General features: G+C 53.6%; 18 protein-coding genes. 8 read left to right on the top strand and 10 right to left on the bottom strand.

The features are described 5' to 3' along the window. Positions 1-80 precede the first annotated feature (80 nt). Complete coding sequence (locus BLU89_RS19195; RefSeq protein ID WP_074739043.1) at positions 81-542, bottom strand: DMT family transporter; 462 nt, start codon at positions 540-542, stop codon at positions 81-83. A 91-nt stretch (positions 543-633) separates the two neighbouring features. On the opposite strand from BLU89_RS19195, the gene BLU89_RS22015 reads away from it, so the two are divergent. Together BLU89_RS22015 and BLU89_RS22010 are read left to right on the top strand one after the other, a co-directional pair. Beyond that, positions 634-861 (top strand): recombinase family protein, encoded by a 228-nt coding sequence (locus BLU89_RS22015; protein ID WP_083347815.1) that lies wholly within the window; start codon positions 634-636, stop codon positions 859-861. A gap of 36 nt (positions 862-897) precedes the next feature. Beyond that, entirely contained in the window at positions 898-1,053 is a 156-nt protein-coding gene (locus tag BLU89_RS22010) for a helix-turn-helix domain-containing protein (RefSeq protein WP_083347814.1), read from the top strand. Between the two features lie 293 nt (positions 1,054-1,346). On the opposite strand, the gene BLU89_RS19180 is transcribed toward BLU89_RS22010, so the two are convergent. Genes BLU89_RS19180 through BLU89_RS19160 form a run of 5 tightly spaced genes read right to left on the bottom strand, consistent with a single transcriptional unit; the run spans position 1,347 to position 7,167 of the window. Next, complete coding sequence (locus tag BLU89_RS19180; protein WP_074739041.1) at positions 1,347-2,624, bottom strand: amidohydrolase family protein; 1,278 nt, start codon at positions 2,622-2,624, stop codon at positions 1,347-1,349. Beyond that, positions 2,624-3,568 (bottom strand): ABC transporter permease, encoded by a 945-nt coding sequence (locus BLU89_RS19175; protein ID WP_074739039.1) that lies wholly within the window; start codon positions 3,566-3,568, stop codon positions 2,624-2,626. The genes BLU89_RS19180 and BLU89_RS19175 overlap by 1 nt, the downstream gene beginning before the upstream one ends. Positions 3,569-3,572: 4 nt before the next feature. After that, complete coding sequence (locus BLU89_RS19170; protein ID WP_074739037.1) at positions 3,573-4,622, bottom strand: ABC transporter permease; 1,050 nt, start codon at positions 4,620-4,622, stop codon at positions 3,573-3,575. Next, a complete protein-coding gene (locus BLU89_RS19165; protein WP_074739035.1) occupies positions 4,612-6,153 on the bottom strand; it encodes an ABC transporter ATP-binding protein in 1,542 nt (513 codons plus the stop codon). Before BLU89_RS19165 ends, BLU89_RS19170 begins: the two co-directional genes overlap by 11 nt. 6 nt (positions 6,154-6,159) lie before the next feature. After that, positions 6,160-7,167, bottom strand: coding sequence for a BMP family protein (locus BLU89_RS19160; RefSeq protein ID WP_074739033.1), 1,008 nt, complete (start codon positions 7,165-7,167; stop codon positions 6,160-6,162). A 493-nt stretch (positions 7,168-7,660) separates the two neighbouring features. On the opposite strand from BLU89_RS19160, the gene BLU89_RS19155 reads away from it, so the two are divergent. Then, positions 7,661-8,137, top strand: a complete 477-nt coding sequence (locus tag BLU89_RS19155) for a hypothetical protein (protein WP_074739031.1) — start codon at positions 7,661-7,663, stop codon at positions 8,135-8,137. A 286-nt stretch (positions 8,138-8,423) separates the two neighbouring features. Here BLU89_RS19155 and BLU89_RS19150 read toward each other — a convergent pair whose 3' ends face one another. Continuing rightward, the gene (locus BLU89_RS19150; RefSeq protein WP_074739029.1) at positions 8,424-9,134 is read right to left on the bottom strand and encodes a response regulator; all 711 of its coding nucleotides are present in this window, start codon (positions 9,132-9,134) and stop codon (positions 8,424-8,426) included. Next, positions 9,127-11,370 carry an ATP-binding protein gene (locus tag BLU89_RS19145; protein WP_074739027.1) on the bottom strand — a complete coding sequence of 748 codons (2,244 nt, stop codon included), beginning with the start codon at positions 11,368-11,370 and terminating at the stop codon, positions 9,127-9,129. Before BLU89_RS19145 ends, BLU89_RS19150 begins: the two co-directional genes overlap by 8 nt. Positions 11,371-11,617: 247 nt before the next feature. On the opposite strand from BLU89_RS19145, the gene BLU89_RS19140 reads away from it, so the two are divergent. The 4 genes from BLU89_RS19140 to BLU89_RS19125 all read left to right on the top strand — a co-directional run bounded on the left by BLU89_RS19140 (position 11,618) and on the right by BLU89_RS19125 (position 14,848). Continuing rightward, the gene (locus BLU89_RS19140) at positions 11,618-12,457 is read left to right on the top strand and encodes an alpha/beta fold hydrolase (RefSeq protein ID WP_074739025.1); all 840 of its coding nucleotides are present in this window, start codon (positions 11,618-11,620) and stop codon (positions 12,455-12,457) included. Between the two features lie 75 nt (positions 12,458-12,532). Next, positions 12,533-13,363: a class I SAM-dependent methyltransferase gene (locus BLU89_RS19135; RefSeq protein WP_074739023.1), complete on the top strand. Its 831-nt coding sequence runs from the start codon at positions 12,533-12,535 to the stop codon at positions 13,361-13,363. A gap of 99 nt (positions 13,364-13,462) precedes the next feature. Beyond that, positions 13,463-13,822: a group I truncated hemoglobin gene (locus tag BLU89_RS19130; protein ID WP_074739021.1), complete on the top strand. Its 360-nt coding sequence runs from the start codon at positions 13,463-13,465 to the stop codon at positions 13,820-13,822. Between the two features lie 3 nt (positions 13,823-13,825). Then, entirely contained in the window at positions 13,826-14,848 is a 1,023-nt protein-coding gene (locus BLU89_RS19125) for an adenylate/guanylate cyclase domain-containing protein (protein ID WP_074739019.1), read from the top strand. Positions 14,849-15,507: 659 nt separating this feature from the next. Here the strand turns inward: BLU89_RS19125 and BLU89_RS19115 are convergent. Together BLU89_RS19115 and BLU89_RS19110 are read right to left on the bottom strand one after the other, a co-directional pair. After that, positions 15,508-17,883 (bottom strand): 1-deoxy-D-xylulose-5-phosphate synthase N-terminal domain-containing protein, encoded by a 2,376-nt coding sequence (locus BLU89_RS19115; protein WP_074739017.1) that lies wholly within the window; start codon positions 17,881-17,883, stop codon positions 15,508-15,510. A gap of 12 nt (positions 17,884-17,895) precedes the next feature. After that, positions 17,896-19,101 carry a methionine gamma-lyase gene (locus tag BLU89_RS19110; protein WP_074739015.1) on the bottom strand — a complete coding sequence of 402 codons (1,206 nt, stop codon included), beginning with the start codon at positions 19,099-19,101 and terminating at the stop codon, positions 17,896-17,898. Between the two features lie 140 nt (positions 19,102-19,241). On the opposite strand from BLU89_RS19110, the gene BLU89_RS19105 reads away from it, so the two are divergent. Further along, positions 19,242-19,700, top strand: a complete 459-nt coding sequence (locus tag BLU89_RS19105; protein ID WP_074739094.1) for an Lrp/AsnC family transcriptional regulator — start codon at positions 19,242-19,244, stop codon at positions 19,698-19,700. The last annotated feature ends 203 nt before the right edge of the window (positions 19,701-19,903 follow it).

Here is a 19,903-nt window from a genome sequence, read left to right as displayed (position 1 = left end):
TCGTTTTTCGAATCTGAGAACTACTTCGGCAGTCATTCGCTATCACAGGTCGGCCCCAGTCGATAAGATTGATGCAGTCGTTAGCTTATGGCAACACTTGCCCCGGATGAAACCTCTTCTCCAAACAAAAACCCAACACCAATCAAGGCTAGAACAACACCAAAGAACTTGTTCGCAGTGAATTTTTCATCGGCGAGCATGTAATGTGCAACGGCTATTGAAAAAACGGGAGTAGCGGCATTTGCGATAGATGCCAGACCACCCGGTATGGTCGTTTGTGCCCAGAAGAATAGGCTGAACGGGATGACATTGTTTAGAATCCCCATCGTCAGGAATGCCTTCCAAACCTGCCTGTTTTTAGGCAATGTAATGCCTCTAATCCCCAAGTAGATGAGCAAGGCAAGAGCTGCGATGCTCACCCGCAGAAAAACAACGGTCAGAGGCGGAAGTTCACCCACAGCTATTGAAGTGAAAAAGAACGTACCAGCCCACAATATTGACAGAAACCCAAGCAGCCCCCAGTCCACAACCGTCATTCTCATGTGCACATCTTCCTAATTTGATTTGAGGAAGGTGTACGAATTCAGAACGGCTCAGGCTGGCCTCTTTAGGACCTGATCATGTCAAAGGGGAATCGAAGGCGGTTTTGTTTCAGCTTCGATTTCTAGTATCAAGTCCCACCTGTCTGCCATTTGCTGTAGAGTTTCGAATATCCCGTTCAGGCAAAAGATAGAGGCTGCCGAAGTGTCCTTCCGGTCGATACGTGAACCCTGGGCCGATACTACAAGCTCCATGGGGAAGTTCCTACTTACTGTTTTTGCAGGACTTTCCGAACTGGAAAGAAAGCTCATCAATGAGTGAACCGACGAAGGCCGGACATCCGCCAAAAAACGCGGTGTGAAACTCGGACGAAAACTCAAGCTTACCTCACATCAGCAAGATCAGGTCAGAACCATGCTGCAAGAAGGCCAATCCATCCGCGCCATAGCTCGACATTTCAACGTCGGCGTCGCCACAATCGACCGCATCAAGCGCTCAACACCACTCTCCTGAAAATCTTGCCGTTTTAGACCCCCTTCGTGCGTACAGGGCCAAATAACTGTTTTTCTTGGCCAGCCAGAACCAATTCGGGGGGGCCGGGAAATGGCGCGAAAGTGCAGATGTTTTCGACTGCGAGGAATGGAGCCACTCAATGACGGTAAAGACAGTCGGACCGGATTTGGCCAAGGACGTTTTCAGGTGTATTGCGTTTCAACCACCAGGCTCAAGATCAACAACAAAAAGATAAAACGCGCAGAACTGCTACCGGCTTGTTCTAGTTGTGAATCCTGACCCTAGGTCTTCTGCTACACTCCCAAATGTCGTCTGTGTGACGTAGAAGGGCGGTCCTGGATATTGAGCCTTGCATCTGGGCGGGGAGACTGACTGATGAGTCTGCCATTTGCCACAACGTGCAAACGCGCTGCGCGTAGCCGCAGGGCCTCGGTTGGGGTGCCAGCATCAAGCACGACCAGGGAGGCTTTGGCCCCGACGTGAAGCCCATAGTCCTGCAAACCCATCGTCTTTGCATTGTTCACGGTTACCATGTCAAAACAGATCCGCATTTCTTCTGGGCTGGTCATCTGCGCCACATGTAGCCCCATAAAGGCCACGTCCAGCATGTCTGCTGTTCCTAGTGGGTACCACGGATCGAGCACGCAATCCTGTCCCCAACCAACGTTGATCCCAGCGTTTAGCATCTCTTTCACCCGGGTCAGACCGCGGCGTTTGGGGTATGTATCGTGCCGCCCCTGCAGAACGACGTTGATCAAAGGGTTCGGGATCGCGTTGATCTGAGCCTCTGCGATCAGTGGAAGCAGTTTCGAGACATAGTAGTTGTCCATAGAGTGCATTGAGGTCAAATGCGAGCCCGCCACACGCCCGTGCAGTCCAAGCCGCTGGGTTTCAAATGCAAGCGTTTCAATGTGGCGCGATAATGGATCATCCGTCTCGTCACAATGCATATCCACTTGCAGGCCGCGTGCGGCGGCAATTTCGCATAGTTCAGTCACTGACGCAGCACCATCCTGCATCGTGCGTTCGAAATGCGGGATGCCGCCGACAACATCCACGCCCATATCCAGCGCGCGGATGGTATTCTCGCGCGCCGTGGGATTGCGGTAGAACCCATCTTGGGGGAATGCGACCAGTTGCAGATCGATATAGTTTTTGACCTTATTTCGAACCTCGAGCAGCGCCTCGACCCCTAACAGCCGGTCGTCGCATGTGTCGACATGGCTGCGGATCGCAAGCAATCCCATGCTGGCCGCCCAGTCACAGTAGTGCAGGGCGCGATCAATCACCTCGTCCTGGGTCATGACCTGTTTGAGTTCACCCCAAAGCCCAATGCCCTCTAGCAGGGTTCCTGAGGCGTTGATGCGAGGCAGGCCATAGGACAGCGTCGCATCCATATGAAAATGCGGATCAACAAAGGGCGGGCTGACCAAATCGCCGGTTGCATCAATGATCTGCCCTGCTTTGGCAGTGCCGAGCCGATCTATGGCGGTGATCTTACTGCCTGAGATGCCGATATCAGCGACGCTGCCGTTCGGCAGAAAGCCACCTTTTACAATCAGGTCAAACATCACCGCTCCCCCTTGTTGAATGGCACCATAAGTGCGGCGGGTACTTCAGCCCGGCGTGACATTACTACCAATGCCAGAATGGAGAGTATGTAGGGCATCATCAAGAATATCTGATAGGGGACCTGCGCCCCAAGGCTTGTCTGCTGAGCCCGGATTTGCAGCGCATCGAAGGCAGCAAACAGCACTGCCCCAAGCATTGCCTTGCCCGGTCGCCAGGACCCGAAGACAACCAGAGCAATGCAGATCCAGCCGCGCCCATTGACCATCTCAAAAAAGAAGCTGTCAAAGGCGGACATCGTTAGAAACGCGCCACCGACGGCCATCAGCCCGCTGCCAATGATAACGGCCCCCATGCGGATGGTGGTCACCGAAAGGCCTTGTGCGGCGACCGCAGCCGGGTTTTCACCTGCGGCACGCACGGCCAAACCCAAGGGCGTTCGGTAGAGAACCAACCCGACAACTGCAACAAGTACAAAGGCCAGATAGGTCAGCGGCGTTTGCGAGAAAAGAGCGGGCCCAAGCAGTGGAATGTCCGACAGCAATGGGATTTCATAGGGCTGAAACGCGACGATCTTGGGCGGGCTGGTGACCTCTGGCAGCGCCAGCCGATAGGCATAGTAGGTTGACGAGGTGGCCAGAAGTGTTACGCCCAGTCCAACTACATGCTGGGACAGTCCAAAGGGCACTGTCAGCGTGCTGTGCAACAGCCCAAACAACATCCCAACAGCCATTGCAACACCGACACCAACCCAAAGCCCGGTGCCCGAATAGACCGCCATCCAGCCCGCAAATGCACCGGAAACCATGATGCCCTCGATGCCAAGGTTCAGGACACCGGCGCGTTCACAGATCAATTCGCCCAAGGTCGCAAAAATCAGTGGGCTGGCGATACGGATCGTTGCAGCCCAGAAACTGGCGGTGAAGAGGATGTCGATGATGTCCATGGCGCTAGTCCCTCACTACGCGAAACCGCGTCAGCATGATCGCAAAAACCATCAGCAAAAGGGCGACGGCCAGCATGATATCGGCTAGGTAGGTAGGTACGCCTGCGGCCCGGCTCATGCTGTCGGCGCCGACAAAAATGCCTGCCACAAACAGGGCGGCGATCACCACACCCAGCGGATTGAGCAGGGCGAGCATCGCCACGATGATGCCGGTGTAACCAAATCCGGGTGAGAGATCGAGAGTCAGGCTCCCCTTCAGCCCGGCGACCTCGGAAAAGCCCCCCAAGGCGGCAAGCCCGCCAGACAGCAGCGCGGTTTTGACCAACACCAAATTCACCGGAATGCCCGCGAAACCTGCGGCCTGTTTGTTTAGGCCCACGGCTCGCATCTCATAGCCTAAGGTACTGCGGGTCTGGATCACCCAGACGCAAAGCGCCGATATGATCGCAAGGGCGAAACCCCAGTGCAGACGCAGCCCTTCGACGATCCGTGGTAGGCGGGCCTCGGGGATCAGTCGGGCAGATTTTGGCCAGCCCATCCCCATCGGATCTTTCAATGGCCCCTCCAACAGCATTGAAATAAACAGCAGGAAGATGAAGTTGAAAAGCAGGGTCGTCACGACCTCATCCACCCCAAATCGGGTTTTCAGAAGCGCCGGTACCAGCAGCAAATTCGCACCCGCAAACACGGCAATCAACGCAATTACAGGAAGGATCAGGCCACTTGGCCACGCCAAGGCTCCGGTTCCCAATAAAACCGTGATCAGAGCTCCGGCGTATAGCTGCGCTTCGGCCCCGATGTTCCAGAACTTGGCCCGAAAGGCCACGGCAACAGCAAGCCCCGTAAAGATCAGCGGTGTCGCCCGGTTGAGCGTTTCAAGAAGCGCGAATTTCGACCCAAATGCGCCCTTGATGATCAGGCCCAGAACCGAAAAAGGGTTTGCGCCTGCGATCATTGCCAAAAGCGATGCGATCACAATTGTCGCAGACAACGCCAACGCAGATGGGACCAGTTTGCGCCCAAAGCTGGGGTTGTTTATCGGTTCAAGACGCATGCGCATTCTCGTTTTTAAACCCTTGTCCGGCCATCCATAGGCCCAATTCCGTGGGTGTCATACTGCCCCGGCCAAATCCGGGTGAGAGCTGTCCGTCAGCAATCACATGGATGACATCGGACATGGCCATGACCTCATCCAGATCTTCCGAGATCAGCAGGATTGCGGCCCCTCTGGCGCGGGCTTCCAGCAACTGGCCGTGCACATAATTGACTGCGCCGATATCCAGCCCGCGCACGGGTTGATTGGCCAGAATAACCCGCGGTGCGGCCTCAAGCACGCGCCCCAGTATCAGCTTTTGCATGTTCCCACCGGACAAAAGTCGGATCGGCGTGTCCGGGCCCGGACAACGCACATCGTATTTATTGATGATGGCCTCGGCAAAAGCCCGTGAACTGCGCCAATTCAGCCAACCAGCCTTGCTGAACCCCGCTGAGCGGTAGCGTTCGAGAATCGCATTCTCGGTCAGATCAAAATCCGCAATCGTTCCGGTTTTGTGTCGGTCTTCGGGGATGCGAGCGATGCCACTTTTTACTGCTTCGCGCGGGGTCCAGCGGTCGATGCCAGATCCGCCGATCTCGATCCGCCCCTCGGCGGGTTTCACCAGCCCACCAACCACATCTGCTATCGCGGCTTGGCCATTGCCGGAAACGCCAGCCAGGCCGATGATTTGCCCGGCATGCAAAGATAGAGACACCGACTTGAGCCCCGGAGCGTTGCCGACATCCGGTGTTGCGACGCGATCCAGTTTCAATAATGCAGGCCCGGGTGTCGATTGGGGTACCTTGGGTGGTGTCGCCTCTGTGCCCATCATCAGGGTCGCCAGCGCGTGTTTGTCGGTATCTGCGGTGCGAACGCCACCCGTTATCTTACCGTGCCGCAATACGACAACTCGGTCCGATATTGCCATAACCTCATGTAGCTTGTGGGAAATGAATATGACCGACAAACCATCCGCTATGGCCAGCCGGAGGGTCGCAAACAGATCATCCGTTTCCTGCGGCGTCAGAACTGCGGTCGGCTCATCAAGAATAAGAATGCGCACATCGCGGTAAAGCGCTTTAAGTATCTCGACCCTTTGCCGTTCACCCACCGTCAGCGCCCCGACACGGGCGTTTGGCGACACGGACAGGTGATACTTTTGAGACAGCGCCTTGATCCGGTCGCGGGTTGCCGATCGTCCCGAGCTTGTGCTCAAAAGTGAACCGACCCCAAGAGTGATGTTTTCCAGCACAGTCAGGTTGTCGGCTAGGGTGAAATGCTGGTGTACCATCCCCACACCCGCATCCAGCGCAGCGCGAGAGTTTCCCGGTGGCAAAGTTTTTCCGAACACCCGAACGGTTCCGCTATCAGCCGTATATTGGCCAAAGAGGATGTTCATCAGCGTTGTTTTGCCTGCCCCGTTTTCACCGAGCAAGGCAACAACTTCGCCTTCGCTCAAGGAAAGGCTGACCGCATCATTGGCGGTCAGCGTTCCAAATCGCTTGGTGATAGCATCGAGGTTCAGCGCCTCAACAACAACGGTGTCCATGGGTGGTTATGACGATGTCGGTTCGTCGTCGTTGATGGTCACAGAGAATGCACCCGATTTGATTTCGGCCTCGCGTTTCTTGACAAGTTCAAGCGCAGGGGCAGGTACCTTGCCGTCGAATGTGCCCAAGGGAGCTAGCGAGGTTCCGCCCTGATTCATAAAGGAATAGATGCCATAGTCAGCGGCTGTAAAGCTACCAGCCTGCACTTCGGCAATGGCCTTATCCAGGGTTGGTTCAAAATGCCAGATCGCCGAGGCGACCACGGTGTCAGGATATTCTGGCTGCGTGTCGATCACGTTGCCAATTGCAAGAATGCCCCTTTCCTTAGCGGCGTCGGAAACGCCGAAACGTTCAGCATACAAGATATCTGCTCCGTTTTCGATCATTGCAAAGGCCGTTTCCTTGGCTTTTGGCGGATCAAACCAGCTGCCGATAAAGCTGACCTGGAAGGTGATATCGGGGTTCATCTCACGTGCACCGGCCATGAAGGCATGCATCAGGCGGTTCACTTCCGGGATTGGAAAGCCGCCAACCATGCCGATATTGCCCGTCTCGGTCATGGAGCCGGCAATGATACCGGACAAGTAAGAGGCGTCCTGAATATAGTTGTCGAAAACCGCAAAATTGGGCAGCGCTGGGTCTTCCTTGAAGCTTGAGCCCATCAGGAAGGCAACGTCGGGATATTCTGCGGCGACTTCTCGCGCCTCTTGTTCGGCGCCAAATACCTCGCCGATAATCAGCTTGTTGCCCGCCTCGGCATATTCGCGGATCACCCGGGCGTAGTCTGTGTTGCTGACATTCTCTGAGAAGCTATAGGAAATATCCCCGCGATCCTGCGCCGTCAGCGCGGCGTTGTGGATGCGGCTGACCCATTGCTGCTCGACGGGCACGGTATAGATCCCGGCGGTTTTGATCGGTTCTGCGGCAGCAACGCGACCAGCCCCAAGCAAAAGTGACGACGCTGCGGTCGTCATCAGAAATTGGCGGCGGTTGAGAAATAGTGATATTTTCATGATGTCCTCCCCTTGGCAATTGACGCTAAGTAACACGTAATTTTATCATTTGGTCAAGAATTTTGAGATTGAGTGGCCCAGACGATCAGAACTTGCTTAGAAAATGTGCTTAGGGTCAGGAATAGGCCAACTTCATAGACCTGCTGTCTTGGCAACGTCTGCTTTGGCGTTTTGCAATGCGGCTTGACTAGTGCCGTTGAGCGGCGGCTTCGGGCCGTCCTCATCGGCGCAATTTGGGGCTGGACCCAATTTGCTGCGTCAGCCCCGATGGCGGCAGTGAGCCCTTAGTTACCGATGCCGCAGCTTGAACGGAAGTCCGCCAATAACTCATTTGGGGATAGTAGGATCGAAGGAAAGCGCATACGCTGGATTAAGGCGATGGACACAAATACGCCTCGCTATCAGTCTAGCAACAATTTGCAACTTTCGGACAAAAGTTTGGGTGCACAGCACCACTGAACAATGAAAACCTATTCGGGAGAATGAAGTGAAAATGTCAGCTAAACTTTTTGGAGCCGTTGCTGTGTTGGGTGTCATGGCGTTGACCGCAACGGCGCAATCGTCTGACGACACATCAAAGCCTGAGAGTTATCTGTTCATTGAAACCGCTGATCGCGCCACGCTATCCGAAGGTACTATGACATTGCACGGAGTTAGTCCCGGTGTACCCGTTTTTGCGGATCGGCCCTACCGTCATGCGGGACAGATCAGTCGCGCTGATTTTCTAAAGGCATGGAGCAGTGGGCAAGACAGCTTTGAGGCAGACCCGCCCAATGTCGCGATAACTGGTCAGAGCGAAGGCAAGCAGGTTGTCCTGATCGCCGAAATCAAACAGCCCAAAGCGGATGGTGATTGGGTCAGCTATGAAGTTAACATTCTTGAGGGATCCGAATTTTCCGAGCTCAATAGTCCGGTCATGGTGATAGATGATAACATCATACAGGATATCTTATGTTGGCCCTATTGCTGATAGAACCTTTTGCCCTGAAGGATAAGTGCTGTAAGCACAAGTTAAGATAAGACGACCTAGTTGTCTTTAGGCAGAATGACTGCTTTGTCCGCAAACTGTGAGTTTGAATACCGCTGGATATTGCGCTCACGGAGAAAGTCCGGTTCGGTGAAACTGCATTGCGGCGCGCATCGAACCGATGAACGGTAGGAATGGGCCGTCCGAGTGATCGGTTATTGGCGGGGCAGGGAGCCTTTCTGCAACGGCACTGGGGTCGGTTGTGAGTCCAAGTTGCTCATAGGTGTTATTACTTTGGATCATACAGGTACCCGATTCCGCGTACGGTTCTGATTATCTCCGGCTTTTCGGGGTTGGATTCGAGCTTGCGACGCAATCTGGAAATTCTGATGTCGATGCTGCGGTCGAAAGGATCCCATGATCGATCGTGTGCCTGTTCCAATAGCTGATCTCGGTTTAAGACGCGTCCTTTGTTATCCGCGAAAACCTTTAGCAACCTGTATTCCATTGCGGTCAACTGAACTTCGGACCCATCCGGGGCCAGAAGTTTTGCCGCTTCGTTATTCAGCGTGTAGTCCCCAAAACGTGCTCCATCACTGTCGTTCGCGACTGACGCTGGTTCAGCGATGGCCCCGCGACGTAGAATCGCCTTAATCCTGGCCTCAAGCTCTCGAAGATCGACGGGTTTGCCCAGATAATCGTCAGCGCCCATTTCCAAACCGATGATACGATCAACAACATCACCCGCCGCAGTGAGCATGATCACTGGTGTTGTGTTTTCTGGGCGCAGGGATCGCAGAATGGCAAGACCGTCTTCCTTGGGCATGTTGATGTCCATAATCATGACATCCACGGCCTCTGCTGAAATTATCGCCCGAAGTTCTTCCCCCCCAGACGCGGCGGAAACCCTGTAGCCACGTTTGCTCAGGTATTCCTGAAGCATCTCGCGCACATCGATTTCGTCATCGCAAACCAGTATGTGAGTGTCTTGATTATCCATCGGTGGGGTCCTTCTGGTCGGCGAGTAGTGTTCCGACAAGCGTTCTGAGTTCTGACGGAGAGACAGGTTTTTCCAGGTAAGGAAGGCCGGATTCGCGCAGCAATCCCAATGAGCTTTCCCCCATTGTGTCGCCGGTAATATATGCTGTTCTGCTTAGCATATGAGGGAAATGTACCAACAGAGCTTCGTAGATCTTTCGACCGTCAATGCCCGGCATGTTCAAATCACTTAGAAAGATATCGTATTTGGCAGATTGCAGACGGCTGAGCGCCTCTTCACCCGATGTTACAAAATCAACATGAAGCCCTTCTTTTCTAAGGATTTCGGCATTCAGCTCGCCAACTTCGACTTCGTCATCAACGATCAGGACCCGGTGTCTGGTAGCGGTCGCAGGGTTTTCGAGAGGCTCATCAACATTGCTGACATCAGACACCGCGACAGGCAGGGTGATCCGAAAACAAGTTCCGGGTTCGTTAGCCTTTTCCAACCCGATCTGACCACCATGAGACAGGACGATCCGGTGGCAGAATGCCAATCCAATTCCGGTTCCGTCGCCTACTTCTTTCGTGGTGAAAAATGGTTCGAATATACGTGGGCGAATGGCTTTGGGAACACCGGGTCCGTTGTCCCGAACTGTAATTTCCACCATCCCTTTGTCCGGTTTGGTTTCGGCAGACAATATGATTTCGTCACCGATGCCGGCCGACGTCATCGCTTGTTCTGCGTTGATTATCAGGTTGAGGATGACCTGCGTCAGCTGATCGGCATCCCCGGCGATTGGAGGCAAATTCGCAGGTATGCTTCGCAGAATTCGAATTTCATCCGACGTACTGCCGTAACCCGCGACATCCGCCGCGGTATCGATCATTCCGGCTACATTGACATGTTCGATTTTGCTGGGTTGTTGACGCGCCATGGCAAGGAAGGTCTTTACGATCTTTGCACAGCGCTCGGCGGCGTTGCCGATCTTTTCGATTCTGAGCGTCAAATCAGGATCCGCAATTTCCTCCCGAAGCATAAGCGAATGGCCTACAACAACGGAGAGCGGGTTGTTCAGCTCATGCGCAACCCCGGCAAGCAGCTCGCCAAGGGCGGACATCTTTTCGTTTTGAAAGACCAGCTCTCGTTGTTTTTCAAGTTCTGCTTCGATCGCCAGTTCGTCGGTCAGGTCGCGCGTGTTTGAAACGATGACTTCTTCACCATTAAACTCGATAAGGCGGGATGAATCCGCAGCCCAGAACGTCCGCCCATTGACGTCGATAAACTCCATGCGCCGGTCTTTCAGCCAGCCCGCCTGTCGCAGAGCATTCAGATAGCGTTCACGCTCGTTAGGGTCTGCATAATACGATTTTGAGTTTTTGGAGTCCCCAAACAACGCTCTGATTTCCGGCGTTGCGAAAAGCACGTCACCGGTTTCGGCATGTGTCATGTTGATGGCGGCAGGATAGGCCTCCATAACCTGACGGATGAGGGCGTCCGCCTCTTTTTGAACCGTCAGATCGATAATGCTGGTAACGATGACTTCTTCGCCTTTGTAGTCAATCAACTGAGATGAAATCGAGGCGGGAAAGGTTTTCCCTTCCGCGTTAACCAGATCAAGTTTATAGTCCTTCACCTGTCCATCAGCCAAAAGCAAAGTGATAAAATCCGCGCGCTCTTCTGGCCTGAGGTAATGCTCTCTTGCTGACCGCGCCGGGCCGAACATCTGAAGGGCGGCGGGTGTGCGGTACAAAATCTGACCGTCACCGATTCGCGCCATGGTAACAATTGCCGAGCTGGCATCCAGAACCTTACGGATCAGAATATCACCGTCGCGTTCTTCGACTTCGGCCTGCTTTCGGGCGGTAATATCTTCGCGCGTGACAACAAAGCCGCCGAGTTCCGTCGGATGTACGGAAACCAGATAGGTCCGCCCGTCAGTTTCGGTCAATTCATAGTCCTGAATGAACTCGATACCGTTGGCCAGCCGGTCTGAAACCCATTGCTGTTCGTTGCCTATGGCGTCGGCATAGATCCCCCGGCGCGCGGTTTCCCGCATCAGTATTTCCCAGTCCAGGCCCGGTTCCAGCAGGTCCGCGACCCCTTTGTTCATCTCGGCATATCTTTGATTGAACATGACAAGTCGACGATCGTCATCGTAAAGGGCGAACCCTTCCTTGAGCGCTTCAATGGCGTCTCGAAGAAGGTCTCTTGCCTTCTCGACTTCTTCCAGATCGTTTGCCTTACCCGTCGTCATCCTGAACTTTTAAGATATCATTGTTTCAGTGCCATTTCAAAATTCTAGCCTAGTGTTTCAATTGTTTCAGTGTATGCGATTCCGTTCCAGTGTCAGTTGATAATATGTTTTTATTCTAGGCGGATAGCACGTTGAGTGACCTGGTTCACATAGCTACAAATGAAACATTTTGCGCTGCTTTCAGAAATCACATTGAAACATTGGAAGGTCAGTTATTGCCCATCGCTAAAGCAATTGGGTAAATACGATGACTATTTCATTTAAACCTACTGAAACGACAAACGCACCTATTGTTGCGTTACATTCTTCTGCATCGAATGGAGGACAATGGGGCCAGTTGGCAGCGGATCTGGAAGGCCGCTTTGAAGTTCATGCTTTCGATCTGCCCGGCTATGGCAGCGCCCCTCTGGTCGGAGACTTCACACAGAAAGGAGCGGCGGTTTCAGCAATCCCCGTGATCCGGGAAATTGAGGCCATAGGACGCGCCGTACATCTGGTTGGTCATTCCAATGGGGGAGGTGTCGCCATCAAGATCGCGCTGATGCGTCCCGATCTTGTGAAAAGCCTGACTGTCTACGAACCTGCGACCTTTCATTTTCTCAAGCATGGGGACTCGGTCAGTCGGCAACTGTTCAGTCAGATCCAATTGCTATCTGGCGTAGTGACGGCTGCGGCTGCAGATGGCGACGCCGCAGCTGGGATGCGTCATTTTCTGGACTTCTGGAATGAACAGGGGTTCTGGGATGCGCTTCCCGTTCCCGCTCAAACCCGCTTCGCTCAGCAGATCGTTTCAATCATGACCGATTTTGCCAACGGGTTTGCTGAAAGCTGGACGCTGAAGGATCTGTCCAGTCTCGAAGTTCCCACGTTGGTTATGACCGGCCTGGAATCGCCTGAGATCACCCAGCATGTGTCGGTCGCTATCGCCAAGGCATTGCCAAACGCACGGATCGCATTGCTGCCAGAGCTAGGCCACATGGCGCCGGTTTTTCAGCCCAAGTGGACCAATTCGAGAATACTTGAGCACGTGGCCAGTGCAGAACGGCCCGTCCTTAACATCAGCTGGCCGGAACGGGAAGCTGCATAAGCCGTCTGCACGCTATGTCGCAGCCAGGAATTCAACCGCTGGTGTCAAGCTAGCAACAGCCAAGAGGAACAAGAAATGGGTATTCAAACTGCAATCGATTCCACAACGGATTTCACTTCAATCAAGGCCAAGCAAAACGTCGCTTGGGGGTCAGGCGATTACAGCAAAGTTGGGGTGACGCTCCAGATCACTGGCGAAGAACTTGCCGAGGCCATGGATATGATGCCGGATGCCAAAGTGCTTGATGTTGCGGCCGGGAATGGTAACGCCACACTGGCCTTCGCGCGGCGCTTTTGCAATGTCACCTCGACTGATTATGTCGAGGCCCTGCTAGAAGCCAGCAGCCAGAGAGCCAAGGCAGAAGATCTATTTGTCACCTACAAGGTCGCTGATGCGGAAAACCTGCCCTTCAAAGATCAGTCATTTGATGCCGTCGTGTCGACGTTCGGGGTAATGTTCACGCCAAATCAACAGCAATCTGCAGCGGAGCTGCAGCGCGTCGTGAAACATGGCGGCAAGATCGGCATGGCTAACTGGACACCTGAGAGTTTTATCGGCCTGTTGTTCAAAACAATTGGCAAGCATGTGCCGCCACCCGCTGGCGTACAATCGCCAGCTCTGTGGGGAAGCCAGAACTGGGTCGAAGACACCCTCGGTGTTAATTGTGATATTACGTCGTTCAGACGCAAGAACTTCATGTTCCGTTACAGATCAGCGGAACACTTTCTGGAGTACTTCCGAACGTTCTACGGTCCCATGCAAAAGGCCTTTGACGCTCTGGATACAGAAGGACAAGCCGCACTGCGTAATGACATTATGGCGCTAATCAAGACATTCGATATCTCTACCAATGAAACGCTGTGCATTTCATCGGAATATGCCGAGATTATCGCGCAGCGGCACTAGTCGTATTGCGCGCACTCACTGCTCTTTGGCTTTATGCGAAAGAGCAGTGACGATTTGCGACAGGCATGTCCGATTAGTCAGTTTTGGAAAGGTTTTAGTATGGCTGCACCTACACTTTATGAGAAATACGGTGGTTTTTCGAGGATCAGCAAGATCGTGATCTCATTCTATGACATTCTTCTTGAAAACGATGAGGTCGGGCCCTTCTTTGACAATGTCGATATGAGCCGGATGGTCGACCACCAGACCAAATTTATTGCGTCACTTCTTGGCGGTCCGGCTTCGTATACGGATGACCAATTGCGTCGCATGCATTCTCATCTGGACATCACGCACGCCCATTTCGATGAACTTGAAGCAGTGTTGCAAGGTGCTCTGGAAAAACACAACGTGGCGGCAGAAGACATTGACGCGGTTGTCACGGAATTCGGCAAACGCCGTCCCCTGATTGTTAGGTAAGCCATGACTATAGAAGCCATCAATGAACAGCTGCTGCGCGCGATTGGCGTGGGCGTTGCACTTTTGGATCGTGAAACGCTGAAGTTCGGTTTCCGCAATGACACATTTGACGAGTGGTTCATTGGCGATAATCATTCGGATCATCTGCAGCAGCTTTTTCCCGATCTGGATCTGACTACGGTTCAAAAAAGCCTGTTTGAGACACGGCGATACACGTCAGAGATCAGTTTCAAGAAAAAGCGCAGAACGTTGGTCATCGCGCTCGACTTTACGGTCGCAGATGAGGATGTGCTTGTTCTTGTCTGCCAGAATATCACTCGCATCAAAGAGCTGGAGTCGATGATCGATTCATACTCGATGATGGTCGAACGCAACACGCGCGCGTTGAAGCGGGAAAAGGAACAGGTGGAAAAACTACTGCTGAACCTGATGCCGCGATCTGTTTATGAAGAATACAAAACATTTGGAGTCGTGACACCTCAGCTTTACGATCCGGTGTCGGTGCTGATGCTCGATTTTGTCGGGTTCACAGAGATGGTCGCCTCGCAAGATCCAAGCGTCACTGTCACCGAACTGAACGATATCTACAGCGCGTTTGATCGCATCGGTGAACAGTTTGGTTGCGAACGTATCAAGACGATCGGGGATGCCTACATAACCGTCGCTGGTTTGCCGGACCCAACCCCAGATCACGCCAAGGCGATTGCCAATACAGCGATAAGGTTCGTGCGCTATCTGAACCGCCGAAACCTGAGCCACCCCCACCAGTGGCGGTGCAGGATCGGGTTGGCTTCGGGTTCCGTTGTGGGGTCAGTCGTTGGAATTCAAAAGTACGTCTACGACATTTTCGGACCAGCGGTTAATCTGGCTTCCAGGCTTCAGGAGTTTTCCAAACCCATGCAGATCACGGTACAGGGTGACGTTGCGCATATCCTCAACGATGAGTTCGACATGGAAGATATGGGCGCGAAGATGATCCGAGGCTTTGGTGAACAACCAGTTTGGCGCCTTTCCGATAAAAATTAACCGGCTTTGTCGCAAAGTGCTGAGCCAGGCGAATTTCTTGGCGAGCCAGCCCATTCCGGTCCACCGATACTCCCCTAAAATCAGAACTTACCGTTCCCGTTCGCCATTTCCGCCTGGGTGGGTGAAACGACATCCCTATGCTCGACGATCATTTCGTCCTCAACCAACCATAGGTCGAAGAAAACCCAGGACTTCTCGCCGACGGTGGCATCTCAGGCGACGAAGACAAAGTTGCCTTCTGCCACGGCTATCTGAGGCTCAAATTTGGTAATCACATTTCGCTATTTAGGCCGCAATTTGTTGGATATGCATAAGCCATATGTATTCTGGTCGTGTTAACAGATGGACGGAGTCAGACAATTTCGCATGCAATTCGACCGTGAGCTGGCGTGTCGATCTCAAAGCAGACCTAAAGCCGACGACTTCAGATGGCGGCTTTGCCCCGCATTGCGGCCATCAACCTATCTGAATTACTGTGCAGCGCATGAGTGGCCGCTTGCGGGAAGCCGCCCTGCTAGATATTTTCTGAGCCCAATGTCGGCAAAGGGCCGTGCCCGTTAATGGTAGAGAACGCGTCGCACGATAATTCTGCGATCGATCTAATGGCGGCAGAGTGCCCAAGTGACCGATGCTGCAAGGAGTGCCGATGTCTGCTATTGCTATCCTATAGCAGCAATCTGCGGGATTTTGCGGCCGTGCGACAGTTCACTGGCGGATTGTATCAACGCATCTGCGTTTATCCGGAAATGACGATACAGGTCGGCGATTGTCCCGGTTTGGCCAAAGTGTTCGACTCCGTGCGGAATAGTTTGATGCCCGTGAACCGCGCCCAACCAAGAAAGCGTAGCCGGGTGGCCGTCGATGACAGTGATGAGAACGCAGTTGCGCGGCAAGCCAGCAAACAATGCTTCGATATGTGCCTCCGCGCCGCAGATCCCATTGGATCGCGCCCGTTGCGCCGCCGTCCAGCCCGCGTTCAGGCGGTCTGCTGATGTCACAGCGAGAACGCCGACGTCACGCCGTCCCTGTGCGATATGGCCGGCGGCCTTGATGGCTTCCTGCGCAACGGAACCCTGATAGGCGATTACAACTTCGCAATTAGGGCCCGGTTTGCGCAGCCAATAAGCACCATCGATTGCTCCCTGGCGAAAATCGTCATCGACTCGCTTGCCGGGCTGTTCAATTGGATTGGTCGTCAGGCGCAGATAGACGGATCCGCCGGTTTCATCGCGCAACCAAGTGCGTTCATCCGGATCGCCTTCGCCGTCTTTTTGCATATGGGCAAAAGCCCATTCCATGATAACCGTCAGTTCGTCAGCAAAGGCAGGTTCAAATGCCGCTAGCCCGTCTTGTGACATGCCGATAAGGGGCGAGGCGATGGACTGATGCGCGCCGCCTTCGGGGGCCAATGTGACACCGGACGGCGTGCCAACAATCATGAACCGTGCATCCTGATAGCAGGCATAGTTCAGTGCATCGAGGCCACGCGAGACGAATGGGTCGTAAACCGTCCCGATGGGGATGACCCTTTTTCCAAAGACAGAATGCGACAAACCAGCGGCAGCAAGCAAAAGAAAGAGGTTCATTTCAGCAATACCCAGTTCGATATGCTGACCTTCCGGCGTAAACTCCCATTTTGCGGTCGAGGGGATGTTTTCAGCCTTGAAGGTATCTTCCTGATGCGAGCGCGCGAACAGTTTGCGGCGATTGACCCACGGGCCAAGGTTGGTTGTGCCGGTCACATCAGGTGAAGTTGTGACAATACGTTTGGCCAGCAGGCTGTCGCCCTTTGACAGGTTGTCCAGGATTTTGCCAAACGCCATTTGGGTCGAGATCTCGCGATCAGAAGACAGCTCAATCTCCGGAACATCTATGATTTCATCTGTGTAGCGGCGGCGGCCCTTGGCAAAGAAGGGTGCCTTGTTCAGCATGTTTTGGAAGGTTGCCGGGTCCGCAACTGTGGCAAACTTGTCCCATTCCTTACCTTCAGCGACACCCATGTATTTCTGCCATTCGGCCATTTGCGACTTGCTCATCAAGCCGCCATGATTGTCCTTGTGGCCCGCAATCGGTGTCCCCCAGCCCTTGATCGTATAGGCCAGGAAACAGACCGGGCGATCATGATCGATTGCGGCAAACGTATCGGCGAGTGTCTCGACGCAGTTGCCACCAAGGTTTTCCATCAACGCGGCCAGTTCATCGTCGTTGCGCCGCTTGATCAGCGCAGTCACATTGCCCTGATCGCCCAGGGCATCCATCAGGCGTTCACGCCAGACAGCACCCCCCATAAAGGTCAGGGCAGAATAAAGCTGGTTCGGGCAATCATCGATCCACTGACGCAGCTTGTCGCCGCCTGGCTCTTTGAACGCGGCCTGTTGCAGAACCCCGTATTTGACGCGAACCACATCCCAACCGAATGCATCGAAAATCTGTTCGACCCGCTGGAACAGGCCTTCGCGCACCACGCCGTCAAGGGATTGCCGATTGTAGTCAATGATCCACCAGCAGTTGTGCAAGTCGTTCTTCCAACCCTCCTGCAGCGCCTCATAGATATTGCCTTCGTCGAGCTCTGCGTCACCCACCAGCGCGATCATACGCCCAAGCTTCTGATCGCTGCCCCATGACTTGGCCTGAATGTAGTCTTGAACAATTGAGGCAAAGGATGTGATCGCAACCCCCAGACCAACTGAGCCGGTGGAAAAGTCGACATCATCGATGTCCTTGGTGCGGGATGGATAGCTTTGTACACCCCCGAAGCCACGAAAGTTCTCCATCTTCTCGCGCGTCTGATTCCCCATGAGATATTGGATCGCATGGAAGATCGGCGAGGCATGGGGTTTAACCGCCACGCGGTCTTCTGGGCGCAGCGTTTGAAAGTAGAGCGCCGTCATGATTGACACCATCGAAGCTGATGACGCCTGATGTCCGCCAACTTTGATGCCGTCGGCCTTGGGGCGAATGTGGTTCGCATGATGGATCATCCAGTGTGACAGCCACAACAAACGTTGTTCAATGGTTTTGAGGTCTTGGGTCATGACGGCCTCTCTTTATGCTGCGCTGTGGATCAGGGGTTTAGGCAGGGCCTGTTCAAGATCGTAGATCACATCGTCGATCCCTTCGAGCCCAATAGACAGGCGTACTAACCCTTCGCTGATCCCGTGAATGGCACGCTCTTCGGGCGTATAGGTGGAATGGGTCATGCTGGCCGGGTGCTGGACCAATGTCTCGGCGTCGCCAAGCGATACCGCGCGGGTGATCATTCGCAGATTGTTCATCATGACCCGTCCCGCTTCCAGACCTCCGTCCAACTCAAAGGCTATCATACCGCCAAACTGGGACATTTGCCGCTCGGCCACATCGTGCTGCTCAAAACTGTGCAGCCCCGGATACCAGACCTTTTGCACTCCATGAGTGTGTTCCAGAATTTCAGCGATGGTCGCAGCGCTGCTGCAATGGCGATCCATCCGCAACTCAAGGGTCTTGAGGCCGCGCAGGATAAGCATCGCATTGAACGGTGCCATGACTGCGCCGGTCATATCCTTCATACCGTAAAGGCGGATTTCCGAGACCAGCTCCACCGATCCAACCAGCAGGCCAGCAACAACATCCCCGTGACCGCCAAGGTATTTCGTCGCCGAGTGTAGAACGATGTCCGCGCCATGTTTGATCGGTTGGGTCAGGTAAGGCGTTGCATAAGTGTTGTCGACGACCACATAAGCGCCTTGTGCGTGTGCAATGGTCGACACAGCCTGAATATCGACAAGGCGCATATTCGGGTTGGCAGGTGTTTCGAAATACACGACCTTGGTTTTGTCGTTGATCGCCGCGGTAAGATTTTCAGGGTCTGTCAGGTCCACATGGGTTACGGTAACGCCAAATTTGACCAACCCATGCTGCATGAACGAAAACGTGCAGCCATATAGGGTCTTGTCAAGAATGACCTCATCACCCGGGGCGAGAAGCGTCCACATCGTAGCGGTGATTGCCCCCATGCCGGAGGCCAAAGCCAATCCGGCCTCAGCCCCCTCAAGCACAGCGATGCGGCGCTCTAACAAATCACATGTTGGATTCGAGATGCGCGAATAGATATGACCGGCGCGATCGCCCGCAAACATCTCCCCGCCTGCCTCAGCAGTTTCAAACGCGAAGGTCGACGTCAAATGTAGCGGCGGCGTCAATGCGCCTTCATTCTCCATCGGATCATATCCGTGGTGGATAGCACGTGTGGAAAAGCTGTCTGGACGATTGCGCATTGGGTGGCTCCATGATGTCGAGAATTTCAAGTAGCGCCTTGATTATTAGAGGCATCATATCGCATCCTTGCTATTGAACTATTCTAAATAATGCCTTGAATATCACTTTTGATGGCATTAAATGCCACAATATGAGAAAATTGGACAATAAAGACCAACAAATCATCCGAACTTTGCAACGCAATGGTCGTATGACGAATCAGGATTTGGCGGCAGAGGTAAATCTGTCACCCTCTCCCTGTCTTAGGCGGCTCAAGCTGCTGGAACAAAACGGCGTTATCACTGGCTACAGCGCTAATATCGATGCCGAGGCCTATGGATTACCAGTAACTGTTTTTGTTCATATCAAGCTGGAGAGCCACACCGAGGCAACGGTAAAGAAATTTGAAACTGACATTGCGCACATTGATCAGGTGATGGAGTGTTTCGTCATGACGGGTGCGTCGGATTACTTGCTTCGCGTGGTTGTGGCAGATCTTTCTGACTACGAAGATTTCGTGCGTAGGAGGCTGCATTCCATTGGCAGCATCGCATCAATGGACAGCAGTTTTGTCTATGGTGTCGTTAAGAAAACAAACGTGTTTCCAACGATTGGGTAATGCTGGTTGCCGATTTAATGCGTGCTGACTGCAGACATTGGTGGTGAAACAGCGAATGGGTGCTTTGTTGCGCATAGCGCTAGTTCGACCAGCCTCGGATTTTGCGACTGGGGCGAATGTCCGGAAAGCGGGCTGCTAACGCAGAAACCAGTTACCATGCCGGACGGCAGCTTTGGGCCGTCCTCGTAATCGGCTACTATCGA

Origin of the sequence: Ruegeria halocynthiae (genome assembly GCF_900106805.1) — a bacterium.
GTDB classification, from domain to species: Bacteria; Pseudomonadota; Alphaproteobacteria; order Rhodobacterales; family Rhodobacteraceae; genus Ruegeria; species Ruegeria halocynthiae.
Note: the sequence above shows the minus strand (reverse complement) of the source record. Positions and strands in the feature narration are given on the sequence as shown.

Excerpts from the sequence above, each read along its gene's own strand:
- BLU89_RS19140 (WP_074739025.1), top strand. The coding sequence starts at position 11,618 with ATGACTATTTCATTTAAACCTACTGAAACGACAAACGCACCTATTGTT.
- BLU89_RS19110 (WP_074739015.1), bottom strand. The coding sequence starts at position 19,101 with ATGCGCAATCGTCCAGACAGCTTTTCCACACGTGCTATCCACCACGGA.
- BLU89_RS19180 (WP_074739041.1), bottom strand. The coding sequence starts at position 2,624 with ATGTTTGACCTGATTGTAAAAGGTGGCTTTCTGCCGAACGGCAGCGTC.
- BLU89_RS19145 (WP_074739027.1), bottom strand. The coding sequence starts at position 11,370 with ATGACGACGGGTAAGGCAAACGATCTGGAAGAAGTCGAGAAGGCAAGA.
- BLU89_RS19135 (WP_074739023.1), top strand. The coding sequence starts at position 12,533 with ATGGGTATTCAAACTGCAATCGATTCCACAACGGATTTCACTTCAATC.
- BLU89_RS19165 (WP_074739035.1), bottom strand. The coding sequence starts at position 6,153 with ATGGACACCGTTGTTGTTGAGGCGCTGAACCTCGATGCTATCACCAAG.
- BLU89_RS19175 (WP_074739039.1), bottom strand. The coding sequence starts at position 3,568 with ATGGACATCATCGACATCCTCTTCACCGCCAGTTTCTGGGCTGCAACG.
- BLU89_RS19115 (WP_074739017.1), bottom strand. The coding sequence starts at position 17,883 with ATGACCCAAGACCTCAAAACCATTGAACAACGTTTGTTGTGGCTGTCA.
- BLU89_RS19130 (WP_074739021.1), top strand. The coding sequence starts at position 13,463 with ATGGCTGCACCTACACTTTATGAGAAATACGGTGGTTTTTCGAGGATC.
- BLU89_RS19155 (WP_074739031.1), top strand. The coding sequence starts at position 7,661 with ATGTCAGCTAAACTTTTTGGAGCCGTTGCTGTGTTGGGTGTCATGGCG.
- BLU89_RS19150 (WP_074739029.1), bottom strand. The coding sequence starts at position 9,134 with ATGGATAATCAAGACACTCACATACTGGTTTGCGATGACGAAATCGAT.
- BLU89_RS19195 (WP_074739043.1), bottom strand. The coding sequence starts at position 542 with ATGAGAATGACGGTTGTGGACTGGGGGCTGCTTGGGTTTCTGTCAATA.
- BLU89_RS19125 (WP_074739019.1), top strand. The coding sequence starts at position 13,826 with ATGACTATAGAAGCCATCAATGAACAGCTGCTGCGCGCGATTGGCGTG.
- BLU89_RS19170 (WP_074739037.1), bottom strand. The coding sequence starts at position 4,622 with ATGCGTCTTGAACCGATAAACAACCCCAGCTTTGGGCGCAAACTGGTC.
- BLU89_RS19160 (WP_074739033.1), bottom strand. The coding sequence starts at position 7,167 with ATGAAAATATCACTATTTCTCAACCGCCGCCAATTTCTGATGACGACC.